This is a genomic window from Winogradskyella endarachnes, from assembly GCF_009741275.1.
Lineage (GTDB): Bacteria > Bacteroidota > Bacteroidia > Flavobacteriales > Flavobacteriaceae > Winogradskyella > Winogradskyella endarachnes.
In genome coordinates, this window is record NZ_WOWS01000004.1 from 1 (window position 1) to 19180 (window position 19180).

The window sequence follows — 19180 nt, forward strand, 5'->3', positions numbered from 1 at the left end:
TTTTGCTATCTGGCTATTATAACTGACTTATATTCTCGTAAAATTGTGGGGTACGACATCAGTAATAGTCTTGAATTATCTGGTTGTGTAAGAGCTTTAAACAAAGCCTTATATCAAGCTAAAAACAGTAATGGACTAATACATCATTCTGACAGAGGTATACAGTATTGTAGCAATCAATACACGCAAATACTTAAAAGAAAAAATATCAAAATTAGTATGACACAAGAAAATCATTGCTACGAAAATGCTGTAGCTGAACGTGTAAATGGCATATTAAAAGACGAATTTTATCTAGACCAAACCTTTGATAGCCTAAAACACGCTAAAAAAGCTACAAAAAATGCAATTAATTTATACAACCAAATTAGATTACACGTATCTTTAGACTATAAAACTCCAAATATGGTATACAAATTAACAGCGTAAAATCATTTTTAACCTGTAGCCATATTTCAGGACTAGACATTTGAAAAAAAAAAACTTCACTTAAAAATGCAACAACTAAAAAACGTTTTAGTCTTTCTTATAAACAATAAACCAATTCAATGAAAACTAATTTTATTTTACTGCTTGTTATTTTAAGTCTAAACACTTTTGCCCAAAACAATAAAGTTGAGTATTTGAGAAAAAACAGATTTGACTTAAATTCTTCAAAATTTGAATTTCCACAAAAAAAATTCCAACTTATAGGGTTTGGTGCTTATCACGGTAGCCAAAAAACAGAAAAAACAGAAATCGCTTTAATAAAATCTTTGGTAAAGAATGGAAATATTAAATATTATCTTCCAGAAACCGATTTTAGCATTGCATACTACTTTAACAAATATCTTAAATCTGGAGATACTATAATGCTGAAACAACTGGTAGAACATTATGGAAGTCGAGTTCCACAGGATAAAAGTATTTCAACTTACGAAAAGTGGAAAGAATTAAAAACTATAAATGATAAATTACCCGAGGGAAATAAACTTACCGTTTTAGGTATTGACCTTTTAGTAAGTTATAAATATACTGCTAAACATCTATTGGAACTGATAGGCAAGAAACAGTATAACCGAAAATCAGTAATTAAAATAACTGAAATGATTAAAAATGACACCATCAATTTTTTTCCTTATTCTGCCACATACTCAAAAAAAGTTTTGGAAGATTTTGTCAAAGACTATGATAGTAATAAAGCTGAATTTGAAAAAACCATTACTGACAAATTTTCTTTCAATCATATCATCAAAAATTTAAAAGAAACTTTTGTTGACTTTGATAATGCTACAAAGAGAGAAAGACTGATGTATGAAAATTATGTCGCATTGAGTGTTCAATATGCTTTCAATGAAAAACCGCAGTTTGCCAGATTTGGATTTTTCCATCTTGAAAAACAAAGAGAAGGTAAAAACCCCTCTTTCTTTGTTCAGTTGATTGAAAATAAAATTATAAAAAGAGAGGAATTAATCTCAGTTATAGGTTACTTAACAGAAAGTAGAGTTCTATGGGGTAGAATTTTAGATGATAATGGAAAATATAAAGATTATAATACAGAAGGCGGTTATGGGATAGGCGACTATGAAAAAGAGTATTTTCTTGGAATTGACAAATTAAAAAAGACAAAAATATCTGATATGACACTATTTCGGTTAAATCAGAAAAACAATCCTTACTCTGATGGAATACCCGATTTAATGGAAATTGTAATGACTGATGAAAAATCTAATGGAGAATTAGTAAAAGGAAAGTCCACAACCGAATATTTAGACTATGCCGTTTTGATTTCTAATTCAAAAGCGAGCATTCCAATTGAGGAAATGGATATGTAAAAAACGTTGCCTAACAATGGCTATAAGTAATTGCTTGTTCTCGCCTACTTCTGAAAATCCTCGCGGATTTTCAGTTTGGTGTGTACTTGCAAAGTTAAGTGCTAACCCACGCAACTACTCATAGCCGATACCGTTAGGCAACATTAAAAAAATTGATTGATAATAAATTGATAAAATTTAACAAAAAGAAATTTCTACTTAATGAAATATAAAAAATATATAAAAGACTCAATTAAAATTTCTGAAATAGGGCTTGGAGCATGGCAATTAGGACAAAACTCTGGTTGGAAAAGCATGACAAAAACTGAAGCCATTAGACTTGTTCATAAATCCTTAGATTTTGGAATCAACTTTTTTGATACTGCCCCAAATTATGGACATGGAACTGGTGAGGAAAGATTAGGCGAGGCGCTTAAAGTTTCTGACCGAAATAAAATTGTAATTAATACAAAATTTGGTCACACACATACAGGTACTTTAAACTTCAGTGCTAATTACATAAGGGAATCTTTAGAAGGAAGTTTAAAAAGACTTCAAGTAGACTATGTTGACTCACTAATTATTCATAACCCACCTTCTAAATATTTTGATGGAAATAAAAATGACCATTACGAAATACTTGATAAATTAATTGAAGAAGGGAAAATAAAGGCATATGGTGCTTCTTTGGATACCTATGATGACATGAAGTTGTTAATGGATACGACAAACTCAAAAATAATAGAGGTATTTTTTAATATCTTACATCAGGATACTTTGCGCGGATTTGAACAAGCACAAAATGAAGAAGTTGGTATTATTGTAAAAATACCACTTGATTCCGGTTGGTTAACTGGCAAATATAATGCGGAAAGTAATTTTGATGACATTAGAAGTAGATGGTCTAAAGAAGATGTAGAAACCAGAGCTAAACTAGTAGATAAAGTTAAGTCTATTTTTGGAACAGAAGAAAATCTAGCTCAAAAAGCAATAGCTTTCTGTTTGGCTTATGATGCTGTTTCCACCGTTATTCCTGGTAATGTAACTATCAATCAGCTAACAAGTAATCTTCGAAGTACAGATATTCATATTTCTCGTAGGACTATAGAAGAACTTGAAAAGTTATATCAAACTGAAATTAAGAAACGAAAACTACCTTGGTAATAAAAAAATTAAAATAAACGTTGCCTAACAAAGTGTAAAAATAATTGCTTGGTTCTAGCCTACTCGGAAAATCCTGCGGATTTTCCTTTGGTTCGTTCCATTTTTGTTAAGTTAGTTGCTTAAACCACGCAACTAACCATACACAAACACGTTGTAAAGCATTTGAATAAAAAATGGCTCTATTCAATAACTTAACGCAACAAATCTAAATTTATAGATTTGTAAAAAGGTGGGAAACCAGAATATTCATAAAGCACTGATTTTTAAAACATAATTCCACGTCAGTCAGAATTTTGAAAACAAACTGTAACAAAAGATTAAGCTTTATGTCTTAATAAAGAATGGTCAATCAAAAAAATCAAAATGAAATTCTTAAAACTTCTAATTCTATTTACAGTTGTCAGCTTCAATTTAAACGCACAAAACAATTCAACTTTAAAATCAAATAGACAAAATAATGTTACTTATGTCATAAAGAATGTGAATATAATTCCTATGACCAAAGAAAATAAAGTCATTGAAAATGCAACAGTAGTAATAAAAGAAAACAAAATCCACTCTATTAATAAATCAATCCCTGAAAATTCTGTAATTATTGACGGAATGAACAAATGGTTAATTCCAGGGTTAATTGATATGCACGTGCATACGCTTGCAGATGGAAGCCCTTTTGTAATTTATCCAACTAAAGGACCAATAGTAAGCTATAATACGCAGTACAATATGACACCTTACATAGCTAACGGTGTTACAACTGTTTTTGATTTAGCAGCAAGAACAGAACATTTTGGACAACGTAATGAAATTATAAGAGGTGATGTAATTGGCCCTCGAATGGCATTGGCAAAAGTAATTGGAGGAAAAAAATCGAATCCAATAGCTAAGACACCATCAGATGGAAGAAATGCCGTACGTTTTGCTAAAGAGGAAGGCTATGAATTTATCAAGGTGTACACTTGGCTAAATGAAGAAACCTTTAAAGCAGTTATAGATGAAGCCGAAAAACAAAATATGAAAGTGGTAGGGCATATACCTGTCGCTTTCGAAGGTAAACCAGCCAAAGATATTTTTATTCCCCATTTTGGTTTAATCGCACACGCCGAAGAATTATCGAAACAAACAGACGATTATAGCTATAAAAAAGCACAAGAATTTGCTCATTTGGCTAAAGAAAACGGGACTTGGCTAATTCCCAATTTAACAAATATGGTGGCAATTATCAGTCAAGCTAAATCAATAAAAAATGTAGAAAATTTACCAAACCTTAAATATGTACATCCACTTATGCAAAATAAATGGATAACATCGAACGGATATTTTGGCAGGAAAAAATTTATTCCTTATTTTCAAAAACAAGCTGATTTTCATAAACTAATTGTAAAAGCTTTTAAAGAAGCAGGTGTGCCCATGGTTTCTGGAACAGATGCAGGAATATCAGGTGTTGTTTGGGGATTTTCACTTCACGATGAACTGAAGCTATTGGTTGAGGCTGGCTTAACAAATGAAGAAGCACTGTCTTCTGCAACTAGATTAGGAGCAGAATGGCTTGAAATAGATGATAAAATAGGAACAATAGAAACAGGAAAATTTGCAGATTTAATTTTATTAGAAGGTAACCCTTTAGACGACATTAACAATACACGAAAAATCTCAGGTGTATTCGTAAATGGTAAATGGATTGACAGAAGTAAAATAGACTTAATGCTTTCAGATGTTGAGAAATGGAATAATGCCAATAAAGAAAAATATGACTGGAAAGAACTATTGAATACTTTAAAAAATTAATAAAAAAAACTGTGCCTAACAACTTGTATAATTCATTGCTAACTTAGTCGCTTAAACCACGCAACTAATTAATACACGCACACGTTGTACAACATTTTGAAAAAAACCTTTACAATCATATTGACCCTTATTGGAATTCTAACTTTTGGACAAGAAAGTGACTATTCTGAAATTGATAATCATACGAAATTAATTGATTCAAATACTGAATTAATTGAGCTTGAGTTTGACTTGACAAATAAATCGGATTCTACCAATTCTGAATATGCAGTCTTAAAAATTTGGCATAAGGAAAAAAAGATATTTAAGATTATTAAAGAAGTAAGTGTCGATTACGGAGAAATAAAATCGGAAATATATTTAGTCGGAAATAAGCCTATTAAAATTATCGAATCTGAAAGCATGAATTACTATCTTACTGACTCTATTGCAAAAATAAAAGGTTACAGCATAGACATCGAATAAAATTTTAGAGCTGTTTCATATATTACTAATTGGAATAAAAAACAAAGGGAATTAAAAGTTTCGGGAGAGCCAACTGAAGAAAAAAACATCTCGTACGAAATGAATAAATATATTGGAATTATCAGAAAAGCCGAAAATTTAATTAATGAATAGAAAACGTTGTACAACAATGTATAAAATTAATTGCCTGGTTCTAGTCTACTTACAAAAATCCTCGCGGATTTTCTATTCCGTTTTTATTTGCTAAATTACGCGTTAAACCACGCAACTAATCTTAGCCGAGACCGTTGGCAATAATATAGCATAACGAACAGCTAAAACACAGATTTGGAAAGGTTTTAAAATTTAATATCACGCAACTTTGTAGTATAAATTTTAAAAACGAAGAAAATGAGTGTATTGAATGAAAAAGTTGCCATTGTTACTGGAGCTTCTAAAGGAATTGGAGCTGAAATAGCTAAGTATTTAGCCTACAATGGAGCAACCGTAGTTGTAAACTATGCCAATAATAAAGAGAATGCTGAGAATGTTGTTAAGGAGATTATTCAAAATGGTTCAAAAGCAATATGCATTCAGGCAGATGTTAGTAATCTGGATGATGTAAAAAAATTATTTAAAGAAACTATATCACATTTTGGTAAAGTTGATATTTTAGTTAATAATGCTGGAATAATGATTAATTCTCTACTAAAAGATGCTACCATTGAAAATTTTGAAAAACAGATAAATGTTAATTTAAAAGGTATTTTTAATACATTAAAAGAAGCTTCTACGCAATTAGCAGATAATGGGAGTATCATCAATATTTCTTCAACAGTAACACGTACTGCTTTTCCAACTTATGGTATATATTCTGCAACAAAATCGGCAGTACAACAACTTAGTAGCGTATTTGCCAAGGAAATAGGTCATAGAGGTATTAATGTAAACTGTGTTTTGCCTGGTCCTACAGCTACTGATTTGTTCTTAAAAGGAAAATCGGAAGAAATTATTACAAAATTAGCCAGCAGTAATGCCTTTAAAAGATTAGGTACGCCATCAGATATTGCAAAAATAGTTGCCTTTTTGGTAACAGATGAAGCCAAATGGATTAATGGACAAAATATTGGAGCCAACGGAGGTATGGCATAACGTTTAAACTATTTTATAATGAAACAATTTTTAACAGCTATATTAATGGGCTTCTTTGGTGCATTAGCCACACTAATTTCTTTTTCATTTCATCTACCAAGTTGGGTGCTATTTTTAACTTGGGTAAGTTATTACTTGTTTGGGAAATCTGTAAAATCAGCATTACAGACCTTACTACCGTTAACCTGTGGAATACTTATGGGAATTACCATAAAATTATTTGGTAGTAGCTTGAGTATCTATTTAGGAAACTTTGGTTTTCCAATAGCCGTATTTATATTAATTACATCCTTGAGTTATTTGTCAAAAATAAAAAGGTTAGAAAATATACCTGCTTGGTTTATAGGCTTAATTATATTTTTTGGAGTTCATCCTAAAATAGAAATTAAACCAATGATTATTATATTTATAGCAATTAGTTTAGGGTTTGTATTTGCTTATTTAAATGATACAATGACAAGGTTAGTTGTAAAAAAATAAATTCAACTACTATGGAGAACATAAAACGAATATCAAAAATTTCAGACTATCACAGTTTTGCAAACCTTTCTGCTCCAAAACATCCATTAATAAGTCTTATAGATTTTAGTCTTGTTGAATTTCCTGAACATTTAAAAGGTTTAAAGCTAATTCAAGAATATTACACCATTGGTTTAAAGCGAAATGTGCCTTATAAATTATTCTATGGTCAACAAGAATATGATTTCAACGAAGGTTTAATGACATTTTTAGCGCCTAATCAAGTGATGGGTATGGAAAGGAATCCTAATATTTTTTTAGACAAAGCGTTGAAACCTTCTGGATGGTTACTCTTGATTCATCCTGATTTTTTATGGAATACTACACTTGCCAAATCCATTAAAAAATATGACTATTTTGGGTATAACATTAATGAATCTTTATTCTTGTCAGAAGAAGAAGAAAACAGTATCGTTTCTATATTAAAAAATATTGAGAAGGAATATCAGTCCAATATTGATAAGTTCAGTCAAAAAATTATAGTTTCTCAATTAGAATTGCTATTAAACTACGCGGAACGATTTTACGAAAGACAGTTTATTACTCGTAATAAATCTAATCATCATATTTTAGATAAATTAGAAAAATTACTACTCAATTACTTTAATCAAAATGATTTAATAGAACAACGTTTACCCACGGTTGAAAAAATTTCTGGAGAGCTAAATCTTTCCCCTACCTATTTAAGCAGTGTATTAAAATCTATAACAGGTATGAGTACGCAACAGCACATACATAATGCACTTATTGAAAAAGCTAAAGAACAACTCTCCACAACTACCCTATCCATAAATGAAATAGCCTATAATCTAGGTTTTGAATACCCTACCTCATTTAATAAATTATTTAAAAACAAAACAGAAATGTCTCCTATGGAATTCAGGAAAACATTCAACTGAAAAATACTACCGCTAACATCTTTAGTTGATTGTAGCCTCCGACTTTTTGGGGTAGTATTGAGTACTACATTGCCTAATTTATTATTGCAACTTAGTTGCAATAAAAGAAAGGATAATTATCTTTGATTTAATATGCTAAAAATGAACAGGCGAAAAATGATAAAACAAAGTAGTTTAGCTGTTACTACTTTGGCTATTCCATTTCCTGTAACAGCAATCACAAAATTCAATAATATGACCGATAAAAAACATTATGACGTAATTATAATAGGTGGTAGTTATGCCGGACTTTCAGCTGCAATGGCTTTAGGAAGAGCTATGAGGGCTGTTTTAATTATTGATAGTGGCAAACCTTGTAATCACCAGACACCGTATTCGCACAATTTCATTACACAAGATGGAGAAACACCAAGTGCCATAGCGAAAAAGGCAAAAAGTCAAGTTTTAAAATATAATACAGTAAAGTTTTATGATGGACTTGCAGTTAGTGGAAAGAAAACTGAACAAGGTTTTACAATAGTTACGCAAACAAATAAAGAATTTACGACTAAAAAACTTGTGTTTGCCACAGGGCTGAAAGATATAATGCCGAAAATTAAAGGCTTTTCTGAGAGTTGGGGAATTTCAATTCTTCACTGTCCATATTGCCACGGTTATGAAGTGAAAAACGAGAAAACAGGAATTTTAGCTAATGGAAATTTTGCTTTTCATTTTGCTCAGCTCATTACAAATTGGACAAAAGATTTGACCATTTTCACAAATGGTGAATCAACCTTGACACAAGAACAAAAAGATAAAATCAGTAACCATAATATTCCAATAATTGAGAAAGAAATTACTGAAATCAAACACGACAATGGTTATGTGGAACAAATCGTTTTCAATGACAATTCAACTTTTGACCTCAAAGCAATTTATTCTCGTCCAGCATTTGAGCAACATTGTAAAATACCCCAAACATTAGGTTGTGAACTCACAGAACAAGGATTGCTAAAAGTAGATATGTTTCAAAAAACAACTGTAGATGGAATTTTTGCTTGTGGAGATAATGCAAGTCCGTTAAGAGCGGTTTCATATGCCGTTGCGACAGGAAACATTGTTGCAAGTATAGCAAACAATGAAATGACTATTGAAGAATTTTAAAAAAGCAGCACACAATGATAGTTGTAAGTAATTGCTTGTTCTCGCCTTCTTACAAAAATCCACATAACTTCTCATAGCTAAATTAGATGTGTGTGAGCTGAAGAAAATAATGAACTTAAAAATAAAAATTGCATTCTTTTTAAGCACCTTTGCTAATGTCATATTTAGACAACAAGGACTCATTTAATACGCATTGAAATAAAAACCTACACCTAAAACCACGTATAGTTAATTGCTGTTTTCTTTTTTGTGGAGAATATTCTTACAGAATATTCGCGGGTTCGTAAATGTTTACTAACTTAGTCCCAAAACCACGTAAACAAATTGGCATAAATATCCAGAGAGTGCGCTTAAAAAAGAAATAACAATAGAATGAAAAGATATAAATTTAAAACATCAAAAAAATTAAAGAAAATACATCGTCAGATGATTTTAAATTTTGGTGCAGAAAACATAAGATATGAATACGAGCACTATTATTTTGATATTAAAACTGAAACAATAGAAAGTATTGAAGCTCATTTTAAGAAAATTGGATTAGCGTTATTCTCAGTTTAATTAAAGGTATCTAAAATTGAACCTGAAAAATATTTATAACAGAAGTAAACCTCAAAAAATAAAATTTATATCTCTAAGACTCTTTATAATTAGTGGTTTCTTACAGCTTGCTAATAAATGTTTCTAATTTAGATGCTTCACCTCCATAATTAATAGACACAAAAATACATTTGGCCGCATTTAAAATGACGCTGGTAAACATACAGAATTTAATCCTAATTTAGTTTCGCCAATTAACGCGGTTAAGCAAATTGAACAACCAATTCTAATTGCTCATGGCCAAAAGGTTGAAAATATAAAATTTGAATACGGTAATTCTCTCTTTGAAAACTTAAAATCTAAGAGCAAAAAATTCTTACCTATTAAAAATGGAGGGCATTTCTATTTAAGCATAAAAGCAGGAAAAATCTATAAAATAGCTATTACAAATTTTATAAACACGTACTTCAAATAAAAGCGTGAAACAGACTTACGTTTTAACATAATTAACACAATTCTATTCCTTTTTATTTGCTAATTTAGACGTTTAACTACACAACAATTTTACAGTCTAAAAACAACCCAAATGCTAAAAAAAACACTTATCTTCTTTACGCTCTTTTTAATAACCAATTTTGGCTTTTCACAATCTGAAAACATAAAAATTAAATCAGATAAATTAGACGAGTTCAACTATATAAAAGCGGATGATTTTTACTTAACTCACCATTTGTATATAGACTTATTTCTAAGAGAAAACCTATTCCCAGAAGCAACACCAGAGGATGTTTATGCTATAATTAGTGCTCTAAAAAAGTATGTCTCAATAGAACATAATTTAGATATTGAAATTGATACACCTGGCAAAAGGGATTATTTAATTAGGTTCGCCATCTTAAAAAAAGAAGACGGTACAGAACTTTTAATTGCTTTTACAAACTGGAATAGTAAAGAACAAAAATTTGAAAAAAATATAAAAATAGAAAACGACTCCTATACAAGATGGTATTTTCTCAATAAGGATAAAATGACTTATAGAAAAGACATGTCTAATAAAAATGATTATAGTAAGCTATCAAAATCAGACTTGGCAAACGCCTATCTTTTTGATGAGGTATATGAAAACGATTACAAAATAAAAAGCACAATAGATGAAGTTCTATCTAAAACAGATTTAAATTTAGAAGAAAAAATTACAGCAAATTTAATGCTATTAAAATATTATATTTTTAAAAGAGAAGTAAATCATATTTCACAACAAACAGAATATCTTAATCAACTTTTTATAAACAATGCTTCTAAACCAAATCTAAAAGCATTAGAAATGGCTTTTAAAGCCACAAAATTTCAAATAGAATTAATGCATAAAACTAATTAAAGTAAATCTACAAACTTGCCACTAAAAGTTAATGAAAACCAAGCTACATATATTTAAAATTGTTGCTAAGCATCTAAGTTTTACAAAAGCTGCAGAACAGTTATTTATATCACAACCAGCGATTTCTAAAGCTATTAAAAATTTAGAGCAAGAGTATAAGACCACCTTATTTATTAGAAAAAGAAATTCTATAGAACTTACTACAGAAGGAAAATCATTTTTAATCTACACCAATAAAATATTAGCTATCTATGCTGAAATGGAAGAGAAATTTCTTCATAAAAATGAAGAATTTCCAGAGGTTATAGATGTTGGCGTAAGTACTACATTGTCTAATTATATTATTCCCAAAATAATTGCAAAATTTAGGCTTCAATTTCCACAAACTAAATTCAATATTATTAGCAATAATTCTGAAAATATAGAAAACCTTATTTTAAACGAAGACATAGATTTTGGTATTACAGAAGGAAGCACTGCAAATCCAAAACTTCAGTTTGAGAAATTTATAAAAGATGAAATTGTATTAGTAACTAATGTAAATAACAACAGCTATTCTAAGGGAATTATTGATGTAGAAACACTTAAAAAAATTCCGATAGTTGAACGAGAAAAAGGCTCTGGTACTAAAGTTATTATTGATTCTTATTTATTAAATCATCAAATTAAAAAGTTAAACGCTGTTGTATTTTTTAATAGTACTGAAGCTATTAAAAATTATTTATACAATTCTGACCATTACGCCTTTCTTTCCATCCATTCTATCTCTGATGATTTAATAACCAATAAACTAAAAATAATAGACATTAAAGATTTTACTATAGATAGATGGTTCTATTTTGTAAACCGTACAGGTTACTTGTCTCGTACTTTTGAATACTTCAAAACATTTATACGTCAAAACTATAACTTTTAGTTATACCTTATAACTATTCAGCTTACTTAAAAGTTATATGTAAAGTCTACTTTTGTATCCAATCTCAATAGTGATATAAGAGTGGTTTTATCAAAACTAATATACGTCTTAATAATTACCTTAGCTTTTTTAGGCTACATAAACAGTCCTGTAGCATTACTACTTGGTTTTGCTTATACTCTAATTTTCAAAAACGCTTTTCAATCTTACAGTTATAAAGCCATTAATTACTTGCTTAAAATATCTGTGGTAGGATTGGGTTTTGGTATGTTTATTAAACAAACTATTGAGACAAGTAAAGCTGGTTTTAGCCTAACTATTTATTCAATTATTTTAACGGTTTTACTCGGTTTACTGCTAACAAGACTATTTAAAATAGATTTAAAAGTTGGCCATCTCATTACATCTGGCACTGCAATATGTGGCGGAAGCGCAATAGCAGCAATTTCTCCTATAATTAAAGCCAACACCAAAAATATCAGTATTGCTTTAGCTATTGTATTTTTATTAAACGCTATAGCCTTGTTTGTTTTTCCTGTGGTTGGCCATTTTTTTAACCTAACACAAACTCAATTTGGCTTGTGGTGTGCAGTCGCCATACACGATACCAGTTCTGTTGTTGGTGCTGCATTAGGTTATGGCGAAGAAGCATTGCAGATAGCAACAACCGTAAAATTATCTAGAACATTATGGATAATTCCGTTATCAATCTTTTCAATGTTTTTCTTTAAAACCAAAGGTCAAAAAATAAAATTTCCACTCTTCATTCTTTTATTTATCGCTGCCATTGTAATTAATAGTTACCAAATTTTACCAAAACCAACTACACATTTTATAGTTTCAATATCTAAACGATTACTAATTATAACGCTATTTCTTATAGGTTCTACAATCTCTGTAAAAGAATTAAAAACCACAGGAATAAAACCTATTTTATTAGCCGTAACGTTATGGGTTTTCATTTCAATATTTTCGTTAATGTATATTATGAATTAATAATACTTCGCAATTCGGCACTATAACTAAACCAAAAAATATACAACATTCGAAATTTAGTATAAATCTATACCTCAGATTTGCCCTTACCTTTGCAGTATTAGATTTATTAACTAAAATAACATTTTAAAGATGAGTACTAATCAATTTGGCAAAAAAGGATGGACACCAGAGCGTATCAAAACGCTTAAAGGCAAAACATTTGTTATAACAGGTACCACGAGTGGAACTGGTTTTGAAGCTGCAAAAATACTATTATCTAAAGACGCAAAAGTGGTTATGCTTAATCGTAACCCAAAGAAAGCTGCAGATACTATAGCAACTTTAAAAGAAGAACTTGGTAACCATATAGATGTTACAAATATTAAAATGGACTTAGCTGTGCAAGCTTCTGTAAAAAAAGCGGCTGAAGAAATTCTTAAAACCGTTAATCAAATTGATGCATTAATTTGTAATGCTGCTATTGCACAAACACCAAAACATGGCCTAACCATTGATGGTTGGGAAAACCAAATGGGTGTAAACTATTTTGGGCATTATACACTACAAGGCTTATTATTTCCGTTAATTGAAAAGTCTAAAGGACGTATAGTTTCTGTTGGAAGTATGGGATACAACATGGGAATTAAAACCATAAAATTTGATGACTTAAATTGGGAAAAAGACTACACACCAAATAATGCTTACAGCCAAAGTAAGTTAGCACAAATTATGTCTATGTACGAGTTACAAGACAAATTAAAAGAAGCAGGCAAAACAGATGTTAAAGCATACGCTTGTCATCCTGGAGCATCAAGGACCAACCTCATTAACTCTAATGGAAGTTTAATGATGAAAATTATTTTTTATCTAATGAAACCATTAACACAATCTGCAGAAAAAGGAGCTTACCCACAACTTATGTGTGCTACAGAACCAAATTTAGACCAAACCCAATTTTACGGACCAACAGGAAGAAGTAACTGGACAGGCCCTGTAGGTGCTCATAAAATAGAACCACATGCAAAAGATAAAGCTATTATGGAAAAATTATGGGCAGTTTCTGAAAAAGAAACAGGTATTGTTTGGGCTATATAAACATTAATTTTTAACTTAAAAGACAAATTAAATTCAAAACATTTAGAGAGTAAACCAAATAACTTAATGAAACATTTCAAAACACTATCTGCCTATTTTGAATATATGGAGTTGCCTAAACCAGAACATCCTATGTTAAGTGTTTTGTCTGCAACAGGAGACAAGTTTCTGCCTTGTCCTAAAGAAAGTTCGCCACCTATTACAACTGATTGCTATTCTATTAGTTTAAAAAAAATAATAGAAGGAAACCTCAACTACGGCAGAACAAAATACGATTTTACCAATGGTGCACTAATTTTTATGGCACCAAGACAAGTGTTACAATGGGATAGTAGTATTCGTTTTGAGCAGCAGGGTTTTTCTATTAATTTTCATGAAGATTTTATTAAAGGAACAGAATTAGCACATCAAATTAAAAAATTTGGATTTTTCTCATACACAGTAAATGAAGCATTACATCTTTCTCCTAGAGAAGAAAAAATAATAGAATCTATTGTTCAAAATATTGAAATTGAATATCACAATAACCAAGATGAGTTTAGTAAAGAGATTATCATTTCACAATTAAGTACACTTTTAAAATACGCTAATCGCTTTTACGAAAGACAGTTTATAAACCGAAAAGAACTTTCTAATGACCTATTATCGATTTTCAACACCCAATTATCTTTGTATTTTGAATCAGGACAATTGCACGAAATCGGTATTCCTAGTATAGAAGATATTGCAAATAAGCTTTCGGTTTCTAAACGTTATCTTAGTGATACATTAAAAAGTGAAACCGGTAAAACCACAACAGAGCACTTACAGTTATTTTTAATTAATGAGGCTAAAAATATTTTATTAAAACCAAATATTAGTATAGCTGAAGTAGCGTATGAATTAGGGTTTGAGTACCCTCAATATTTTTCGAGATTGTTTAAAAAGAAAGAAGGAATTAGCCCTTCAGAATATAGAGAATTATATAAAATAAATTAAACTATGGATATTTTAAAAGCAGCAACAGATTGGGCGAAAGATGAACTATTTTCAACACCATTTTTTGCGCTCTTTGGGTTAGGATTTATGGTAGCAAGTTTTGCCTTTTGGCAATTAGGTAAAACAGATATAGCGAGAGCTTACATTATACCCACATTAATAGCTGGCGCTTTACTGGTTACAATAGGTCTTGGTTTATTTTTTACAAATAAATCTAGAGTAAAAGCGTTTGAAAAAGCTTACCATGCAGATAAAACAGCTTTTGTTAAATCTGAAATAGAACGTGCAGATAGTACGTTAAAAGAATATCAAACTATAGTTTTTAAAGCCATACCTATAATTATAGCAACATGTGCTATTGGCATTATTTTTTTAGATAATCCTAAATGGCGCGCAAGCCTTATTACTACAATTGCTATGTTAATTGTTATTCTACTCATTGATGGTACAGCGCATGCGAGAATAAACAATTATAAAAATCAATTAGAAACTGTAAAAATTTAAGTTTTGTATCTGTAACAAATGATAGAGCAACAGTTTCAAAATCTTGCAGAAACTTACAACTGTAAATGGCAAAATGAAACGTATAGAGTTGATGTAGAAAGTGGCTTTGGTATAGAAATAAGCTACTACACAATTACTATACCGCACCAAGAAAGTGGTATTACCATAAGATATGAATTTGGTAATCATAATTTAGCCAAAATAAAATCTAGTATAAAAACAGTAAACGCTATAAATAATTTTACATTAACCACTAGAAGTCATTTTTCAAGATTATTATATTCTAAAGCAAACATCTGGCAAATTAAATGCAAAAACAACGTATTAGAAAAAACGGTATTAAATTGTTTAAAAGAGAGTGGTCTTGCCAGGTTGGCACAAACAGAAGCTTTTGAGCCTACAATAAAAGGAATTCAAAATAATGATACTTATACTTTAACCACCGAATTTTATTTAGGCTTTAATAATAAAGAACAATCGCTATTTCCATCATTACATTTTCATCAACTAATGTTAGATAATTTTAATAGAAACTATGACGTTATCACCGAACCTAATATTAATTAATAGTTAGAATACAAATTATTATTATAATAACTATAAACTTGTTCTAAAATATGAGATAAAAAAATCTCACCTATATAGATAATTAACTTAATACATGTTTATTTTTTAGAGATTACCCACTACTAACCAATAGATTATAAAAATTATAATTAGTATATTGTAATTACAAAAAAATAAAATATGCGTAAAAAATGTCCAGAATGTGGGGATGTCATTATTGGTAGAATAGACAAAAAATATTGTAGTGACGGTTGCAGAAACGCACAAAATAATAGACTTAATAAAGATTCTAAAAATCTTGTAAGAAACACTAATAATCGTTTACGCAAAAACTACCGTATTCTAGAAGCGTTAAATCCTAATAAAAAAATGAAATGCTCTAGGGCAAAACTTATTGAAAAAGGCTTCGATTTTAATTATTTTACAAGTATATATACCACAAAAGCAGGCACAACTTACTATTTTGTTTATGATCAAGGCTATTTACCCTTAGAAGGGGAATATTATGCCCTTGTAAAAAGAGATGATTAATTTTAAAAGATTAGCCTTTCGTTGTACTATTCCAGTTTTCACCTTTAAGAGATAAGGCAGCTTTAAGAATATCTTTTTGGCTAATTTGGCCTATCAATTTTCCATTTTCTACTATAGGAAAACGTCTTATCTTTGACTGAAGAAACTTTTTTGCAGCATCAAAGACATCTAAATTAGCATCAATAGTTTCTACATTTCTTACCATACGCTTCTCAACATTATCATGTTCTAATGGCATATTATAATATCTACTTTCACTTAACTGCTTTAGGCAATCGCCTTCAGAAATAATTCCCACTAATTCACGGTTAGCATTTACAACTGGCCCACCAGAAATTTTGTTCTTAATTAAAGCTTCTACTACTTCTTGTACAGATTGATCGGGTCTAAACGTTATAAGATTGGTAGTCATATAATCTCTAACTTTAAGGGCAGTAACTCCAGCAACACTTTGTTGCTTGCGAGCACCTTGAAAACTTTTTATTGGCATAGCTCTATTATTTAGTGTGAATCTTAAAGTTACTGAAAATTAATTGGTTAACCAAATTATAATCTAGACCAACATATAAGTTGTATTTTTGAAATTAATTTTAACTCACAATTTTGAAATCAAAAATTAGTATTATTGGCTGCGGCTGGTTAGGCTTAGATTTAGGTAAAACTTTAGCTAAAGCAAACTTTAAAATTAAAGGTTCTACCACTTCAAAACATAAAATAGACATTTTAAAAGCACATGCTATTCAACCTTTTATAGTAAAATTGCAAGAATCTGGAATTTCTGGTGATTATTCTCAATTTTTAACAGGAAGCGATACGGTAATTATCAATATTCCGCCTGGCTTAAGAAGAAACCCAAGCAAGAATCATGTACTAGAAATAAAACACCTTATAGAAGCTATTGAATCTCATGCTATAAAAAATGTACTTTATATAAGCTCAACTTCTGTATTTGAAAACAAAGAAGACTTCCCAACAATAACAAGTAAAACCAGGCCAAATAGCACCTCTAATAGCGCAAAGCAGCTTATAGCAATAGAAGAATTATTAAAAAACAATACTAAATTTAATACTACTATTTTAAGATTTGGTGGTTTGGTAGATGAAACACGCCACCCATCTAGCATGTTATCTGGCAAAAAAAATGTAACAAACCCAAAGGCTCCTATCAACTTAATTCATAAAAAAGATTGCATTGGCATTATTCAAAATATAATAGAAAATAACCACTGGAACATCATTTTAAATGCTGCCTATCCTAAACATATAGATAAAGCAATTTACTACACTGAAGATTGTAAACGTAAAAATTTACCGATTCCACAGTATGATTATTCCATAAAAAGTAAAGGTAAAATTATAGAAGTAACCACTTTGGTACAACTATTGAACTATCACTTTGCAGTAGAACCGTAGAAATTATCATATTTATAGGATATTTTATTATTAATTTTTATAGTTTTAGCCGATAATATTAAACTAATTTCAAAACAAATGAAGACGATTACTATTGCATTGCTTATGCTATTCTCAGTAAGTATGGTTGCACAAACAAATACTGAATTAAAAAAGCACTACGAAGCGTACTATAAACAAATGAAAAAGCAAGGTGATGTACAAGGCATAATTAATGCAATGACACATCTTGAGGTTTTAGAACCTTCCGTTGCACGTAGAGATACCTTAGCTTATATCTACCTTTCTGAAGGACAATATATGCAAGCTTTAAACACCATAGGCGTTGAGAAATCTGATTCTGACTCAGATATTAATGTTGAAGTAAAAGCATTAGCTTTAAAAAATCTTAATCAACCAAAAATGGCTTTAGAGCATTTTGAAATTCTATTTATTAGAAACCCTAATGTTTATTTAGCTTACGAAATGGCTGATATGAAAATTCAAATCAACGATTTGGTTGGTGCAAAACTAAATATAGATTATGGTTTAGCTAACGTAACAGACGATATGAAACGTGCGTTTTACGAAACACAACAACCTTACGAAACATCTATGAAAGCGGCTTTAATTTTTATGAAAGGCTTACTAAAATTTAATGAGAACAAAAGCACAAATATTGACCCTGCAATTCAGTTATTTAACGAAGCTTTAGCCATTGACCCTAATTTTAACATGGCAAAAATAAGCAGAGAAGCATTAGAGGCTCAAAAAGCACAAAAAGCCGCAGCAAAAAATTAATACCATTATAATTTAAATAAAAAAAGCAGCTCGGTGAGCTGCTTTTTTTATGCTATTCTGGCTGAATATCGTTATACATATCGCGCTCTAATTTTTTATTAATCTGATAATTAAGATTAGAAAAAGCAACAAACACTTCTTTAATTCCTAATAATTTATCTTTCCTATCAATATTATCTAAAGTTAAATATTCATTCAATTTTAATAACGAAGTTTCAATAATAGCGTTACGCGATATAATTGGGTTTGTTTTTAATGTCTCAGGTAAATTTGATTTGAAATCTTTTATAAATTTTAATAAATCAGCATTTTCTTCGTTAAAAAATGAAAAATCACCCTTTTTTAAAAAGTCAATTTGTGTTGATAATTCGTGGTATTGCGTCCACGGAATTATCTCTTGGTGTGCCTCAGGACTCAATGCATAATCCTTATAAGCAATACCTTCAATTGTTGATGCCGTTATTTTTTTATCCTCATTAGTTTTTTCAGAAACTTCAATTTCAGAAATTGTTGTTTTATCATCATTACAACTTATAATTAAAACACTAGATAATAACAAAAGGATAGCTATAAACTTCATAATAGAATTCTATTTAAATGGTAA

General features: G+C 30.0%; 22 protein-coding genes. 20 read left to right on the plus strand and 2 right to left on the minus strand.

The window, feature by feature from the left end:
* The 18 genes from GN138_RS10790 to GN138_RS10875 all read left to right on the plus strand — a co-directional run.
* Positions 1-429 (plus strand): IS3 family transposase (locus GN138_RS10790; RefSeq protein ID WP_157363996.1); only part of this gene is annotated, 429 nt, incomplete at its 5' end.
* A 119-nt stretch (positions 430-548) separates the two neighbouring features.
* Positions 549-1814, plus strand: coding sequence for a TraB/GumN family protein (locus GN138_RS10795; RefSeq protein WP_157363997.1), 1266 nt, complete (start codon positions 549-551; stop codon positions 1812-1814).
* 201 nt (positions 1815-2015) lie between these two features.
* Positions 2016-2957, plus strand: a complete 942-nt coding sequence (locus tag GN138_RS10800) for an aldo/keto reductase (RefSeq protein ID WP_157364000.1) — start codon at positions 2016-2018, stop codon at positions 2955-2957.
* A 363-nt stretch (positions 2958-3320) separates the two neighbouring features.
* Positions 3321-4742 (plus strand): amidohydrolase family protein, encoded by a 1422-nt coding sequence (locus tag GN138_RS10805; RefSeq protein WP_157364002.1) that lies wholly within the window; start codon positions 3321-3323, stop codon positions 4740-4742.
* 96 nt (positions 4743-4838) lie between these two features.
* Positions 4839-5207: a hypothetical protein gene (locus GN138_RS10810; protein ID WP_157364004.1), complete on the plus strand. Its 369-nt coding sequence runs from the start codon at positions 4839-4841 to the stop codon at positions 5205-5207.
* A gap of 390 nt (positions 5208-5597) precedes the next feature.
* Positions 5598-6338 carry an SDR family oxidoreductase gene (locus tag GN138_RS10815; RefSeq protein ID WP_157364006.1) on the plus strand — a complete coding sequence of 247 codons (741 nt, stop codon included), beginning with the start codon at positions 5598-5600 and terminating at the stop codon, positions 6336-6338.
* Positions 6339-6356: 18 nt separating this feature from the next.
* The gene (locus tag GN138_RS10820; protein WP_157364008.1) at positions 6357-6818 is read left to right on the plus strand and encodes a DUF1097 domain-containing protein; all 462 of its coding nucleotides are present in this window, start codon (positions 6357-6359) and stop codon (positions 6816-6818) included.
* 11 nt (positions 6819-6829) lie between these two features.
* Positions 6830-7756, plus strand: a complete 927-nt coding sequence (locus GN138_RS10825; RefSeq protein ID WP_157364010.1) for a helix-turn-helix domain-containing protein — start codon at positions 6830-6832, stop codon at positions 7754-7756.
* A gap of 234 nt (positions 7757-7990) precedes the next feature.
* On the plus strand, positions 7991-8899 hold the full coding sequence (locus GN138_RS10830; protein ID WP_394366134.1) for an NAD(P)/FAD-dependent oxidoreductase: 909 nt from the start codon (positions 7991-7993) through the stop codon (positions 8897-8899).
* Positions 8900-9271: 372 nt separating this feature from the next.
* A complete protein-coding gene (locus GN138_RS10835) occupies positions 9272-9457 on the plus strand; it encodes a hypothetical protein (protein WP_157364015.1) in 186 nt (61 codons plus the stop codon).
* 565 nt (positions 9458-10022) lie between these two features.
* Complete coding sequence (locus tag GN138_RS10840; RefSeq protein WP_157364017.1) at positions 10023-10814, plus strand: hypothetical protein; 792 nt, start codon at positions 10023-10025, stop codon at positions 10812-10814.
* A 31-nt stretch (positions 10815-10845) separates the two neighbouring features.
* Positions 10846-11730: a LysR substrate-binding domain-containing protein gene (locus tag GN138_RS10845; RefSeq protein ID WP_157364019.1), complete on the plus strand. Its 885-nt coding sequence runs from the start codon at positions 10846-10848 to the stop codon at positions 11728-11730.
* Between the two features lie 75 nt (positions 11731-11805).
* Entirely contained in the window at positions 11806-12726 is a 921-nt protein-coding gene (locus GN138_RS10850) for a YeiH family protein (RefSeq protein ID WP_317162751.1), read from the plus strand.
* A gap of 132 nt (positions 12727-12858) precedes the next feature.
* Positions 12859-13803 (plus strand): SDR family oxidoreductase, encoded by a 945-nt coding sequence (locus tag GN138_RS10855; RefSeq protein ID WP_157364021.1) that lies wholly within the window; start codon positions 12859-12861, stop codon positions 13801-13803.
* A 66-nt stretch (positions 13804-13869) separates the two neighbouring features.
* Complete coding sequence (locus GN138_RS10860) at positions 13870-14781, plus strand: helix-turn-helix domain-containing protein (RefSeq protein WP_157364023.1); 912 nt, start codon at positions 13870-13872, stop codon at positions 14779-14781.
* A gap of 3 nt (positions 14782-14784) precedes the next feature.
* On the plus strand, positions 14785-15285 hold the full coding sequence (locus GN138_RS10865; RefSeq protein WP_157364025.1) for a hypothetical protein: 501 nt from the start codon (positions 14785-14787) through the stop codon (positions 15283-15285).
* An 18-nt stretch (positions 15286-15303) separates the two neighbouring features.
* A complete protein-coding gene (locus GN138_RS10870) occupies positions 15304-15852 on the plus strand; it encodes a hypothetical protein (RefSeq protein WP_157364027.1) in 549 nt (182 codons plus the stop codon).
* 180 nt (positions 15853-16032) lie between these two features.
* Positions 16033-16383, plus strand: a complete 351-nt coding sequence (locus GN138_RS10875; RefSeq protein ID WP_157364029.1) for a hypothetical protein — start codon at positions 16033-16035, stop codon at positions 16381-16383.
* Positions 16384-16393: 10 nt separating this feature from the next.
* Here the strand turns inward: GN138_RS10875 and GN138_RS10880 are convergent, their stop codons facing one another.
* Positions 16394-16873 (minus strand): CBS domain-containing protein, encoded by a 480-nt coding sequence (locus GN138_RS10880; protein ID WP_157364031.1) that lies wholly within the window; start codon positions 16871-16873, stop codon positions 16394-16396.
* A gap of 113 nt (positions 16874-16986) precedes the next feature.
* On the opposite strand from GN138_RS10880, the gene GN138_RS10885 reads away from it, so the two are divergent.
* Together GN138_RS10885 and GN138_RS10890 are read left to right on the plus strand one after the other, a co-directional pair.
* Positions 16987-17796: an NAD(P)H-binding protein gene (locus GN138_RS10885; RefSeq protein WP_157364032.1), complete on the plus strand. Its 810-nt coding sequence runs from the start codon at positions 16987-16989 to the stop codon at positions 17794-17796.
* 78 nt (positions 17797-17874) lie between these two features.
* Positions 17875-18576, plus strand: a complete 702-nt coding sequence (locus GN138_RS10890) for a hypothetical protein (RefSeq protein WP_157364033.1) — start codon at positions 17875-17877, stop codon at positions 18574-18576.
* Positions 18577-18628: 52 nt separating this feature from the next.
* Here GN138_RS10890 and GN138_RS10895 read toward each other — a convergent pair whose 3' ends face one another.
* Entirely contained in the window at positions 18629-19156 is a 528-nt protein-coding gene (locus tag GN138_RS10895; RefSeq protein WP_157364034.1) for a hypothetical protein, read from the minus strand.
* Between the last annotated feature and the right edge of the window lie 24 nt (positions 19157-19180).

Coding starts and splice junctions, on each gene's coding strand:
- GN138_RS10795 (WP_157363997.1), top strand. CDS start 549: ATGAAAACTAATTTTATTTTACTGCTTGTTATTTTAAGTCTAAACACT.
- GN138_RS10800 (WP_157364000.1), top strand. CDS start 2,016: ATGAAATATAAAAAATATATAAAAGACTCAATTAAAATTTCTGAAATA.
- GN138_RS10805 (WP_157364002.1), top strand. CDS start 3,321: ATGAAATTCTTAAAACTTCTAATTCTATTTACAGTTGTCAGCTTCAAT.
- GN138_RS10815 (WP_157364006.1), top strand. CDS start 5,598: ATGAGTGTATTGAATGAAAAAGTTGCCATTGTTACTGGAGCTTCTAAA.
- GN138_RS10820 (WP_157364008.1), top strand. CDS start 6,357: ATGAAACAATTTTTAACAGCTATATTAATGGGCTTCTTTGGTGCATTA.
- GN138_RS10825 (WP_157364010.1), top strand. CDS start 6,830: ATGGAGAACATAAAACGAATATCAAAAATTTCAGACTATCACAGTTTT.
- GN138_RS10830 (WP_394366134.1), top strand. CDS start 7,991: ATGACCGATAAAAAACATTATGACGTAATTATAATAGGTGGTAGTTAT.
- GN138_RS10835 (WP_157364015.1), top strand. CDS start 9,272: ATGAAAAGATATAAATTTAAAACATCAAAAAAATTAAAGAAAATACAT.
- GN138_RS10840 (WP_157364017.1), top strand. CDS start 10,023: ATGCTAAAAAAAACACTTATCTTCTTTACGCTCTTTTTAATAACCAAT.
- GN138_RS10845 (WP_157364019.1), top strand. CDS start 10,846: ATGAAAACCAAGCTACATATATTTAAAATTGTTGCTAAGCATCTAAGT.
- GN138_RS10855 (WP_157364021.1), top strand. CDS start 12,859: ATGAGTACTAATCAATTTGGCAAAAAAGGATGGACACCAGAGCGTATC.
- GN138_RS10860 (WP_157364023.1), top strand. CDS start 13,870: ATGAAACATTTCAAAACACTATCTGCCTATTTTGAATATATGGAGTTG.
- GN138_RS10865 (WP_157364025.1), top strand. CDS start 14,785: ATGGATATTTTAAAAGCAGCAACAGATTGGGCGAAAGATGAACTATTT.
- GN138_RS10870 (WP_157364027.1), top strand. CDS start 15,304: ATGATAGAGCAACAGTTTCAAAATCTTGCAGAAACTTACAACTGTAAA.
- GN138_RS10875 (WP_157364029.1), top strand. CDS start 16,033: ATGCGTAAAAAATGTCCAGAATGTGGGGATGTCATTATTGGTAGAATA.
- GN138_RS10880 (WP_157364031.1), bottom strand. CDS start 16,873: ATGCCAATAAAAAGTTTTCAAGGTGCTCGCAAGCAACAAAGTGTTGCT.
- GN138_RS10890 (WP_157364033.1), top strand. CDS start 17,875: ATGAAGACGATTACTATTGCATTGCTTATGCTATTCTCAGTAAGTATG.
- GN138_RS10895 (WP_157364034.1), bottom strand. CDS start 19,156: ATGAAGTTTATAGCTATCCTTTTGTTATTATCTAGTGTTTTAATTATA.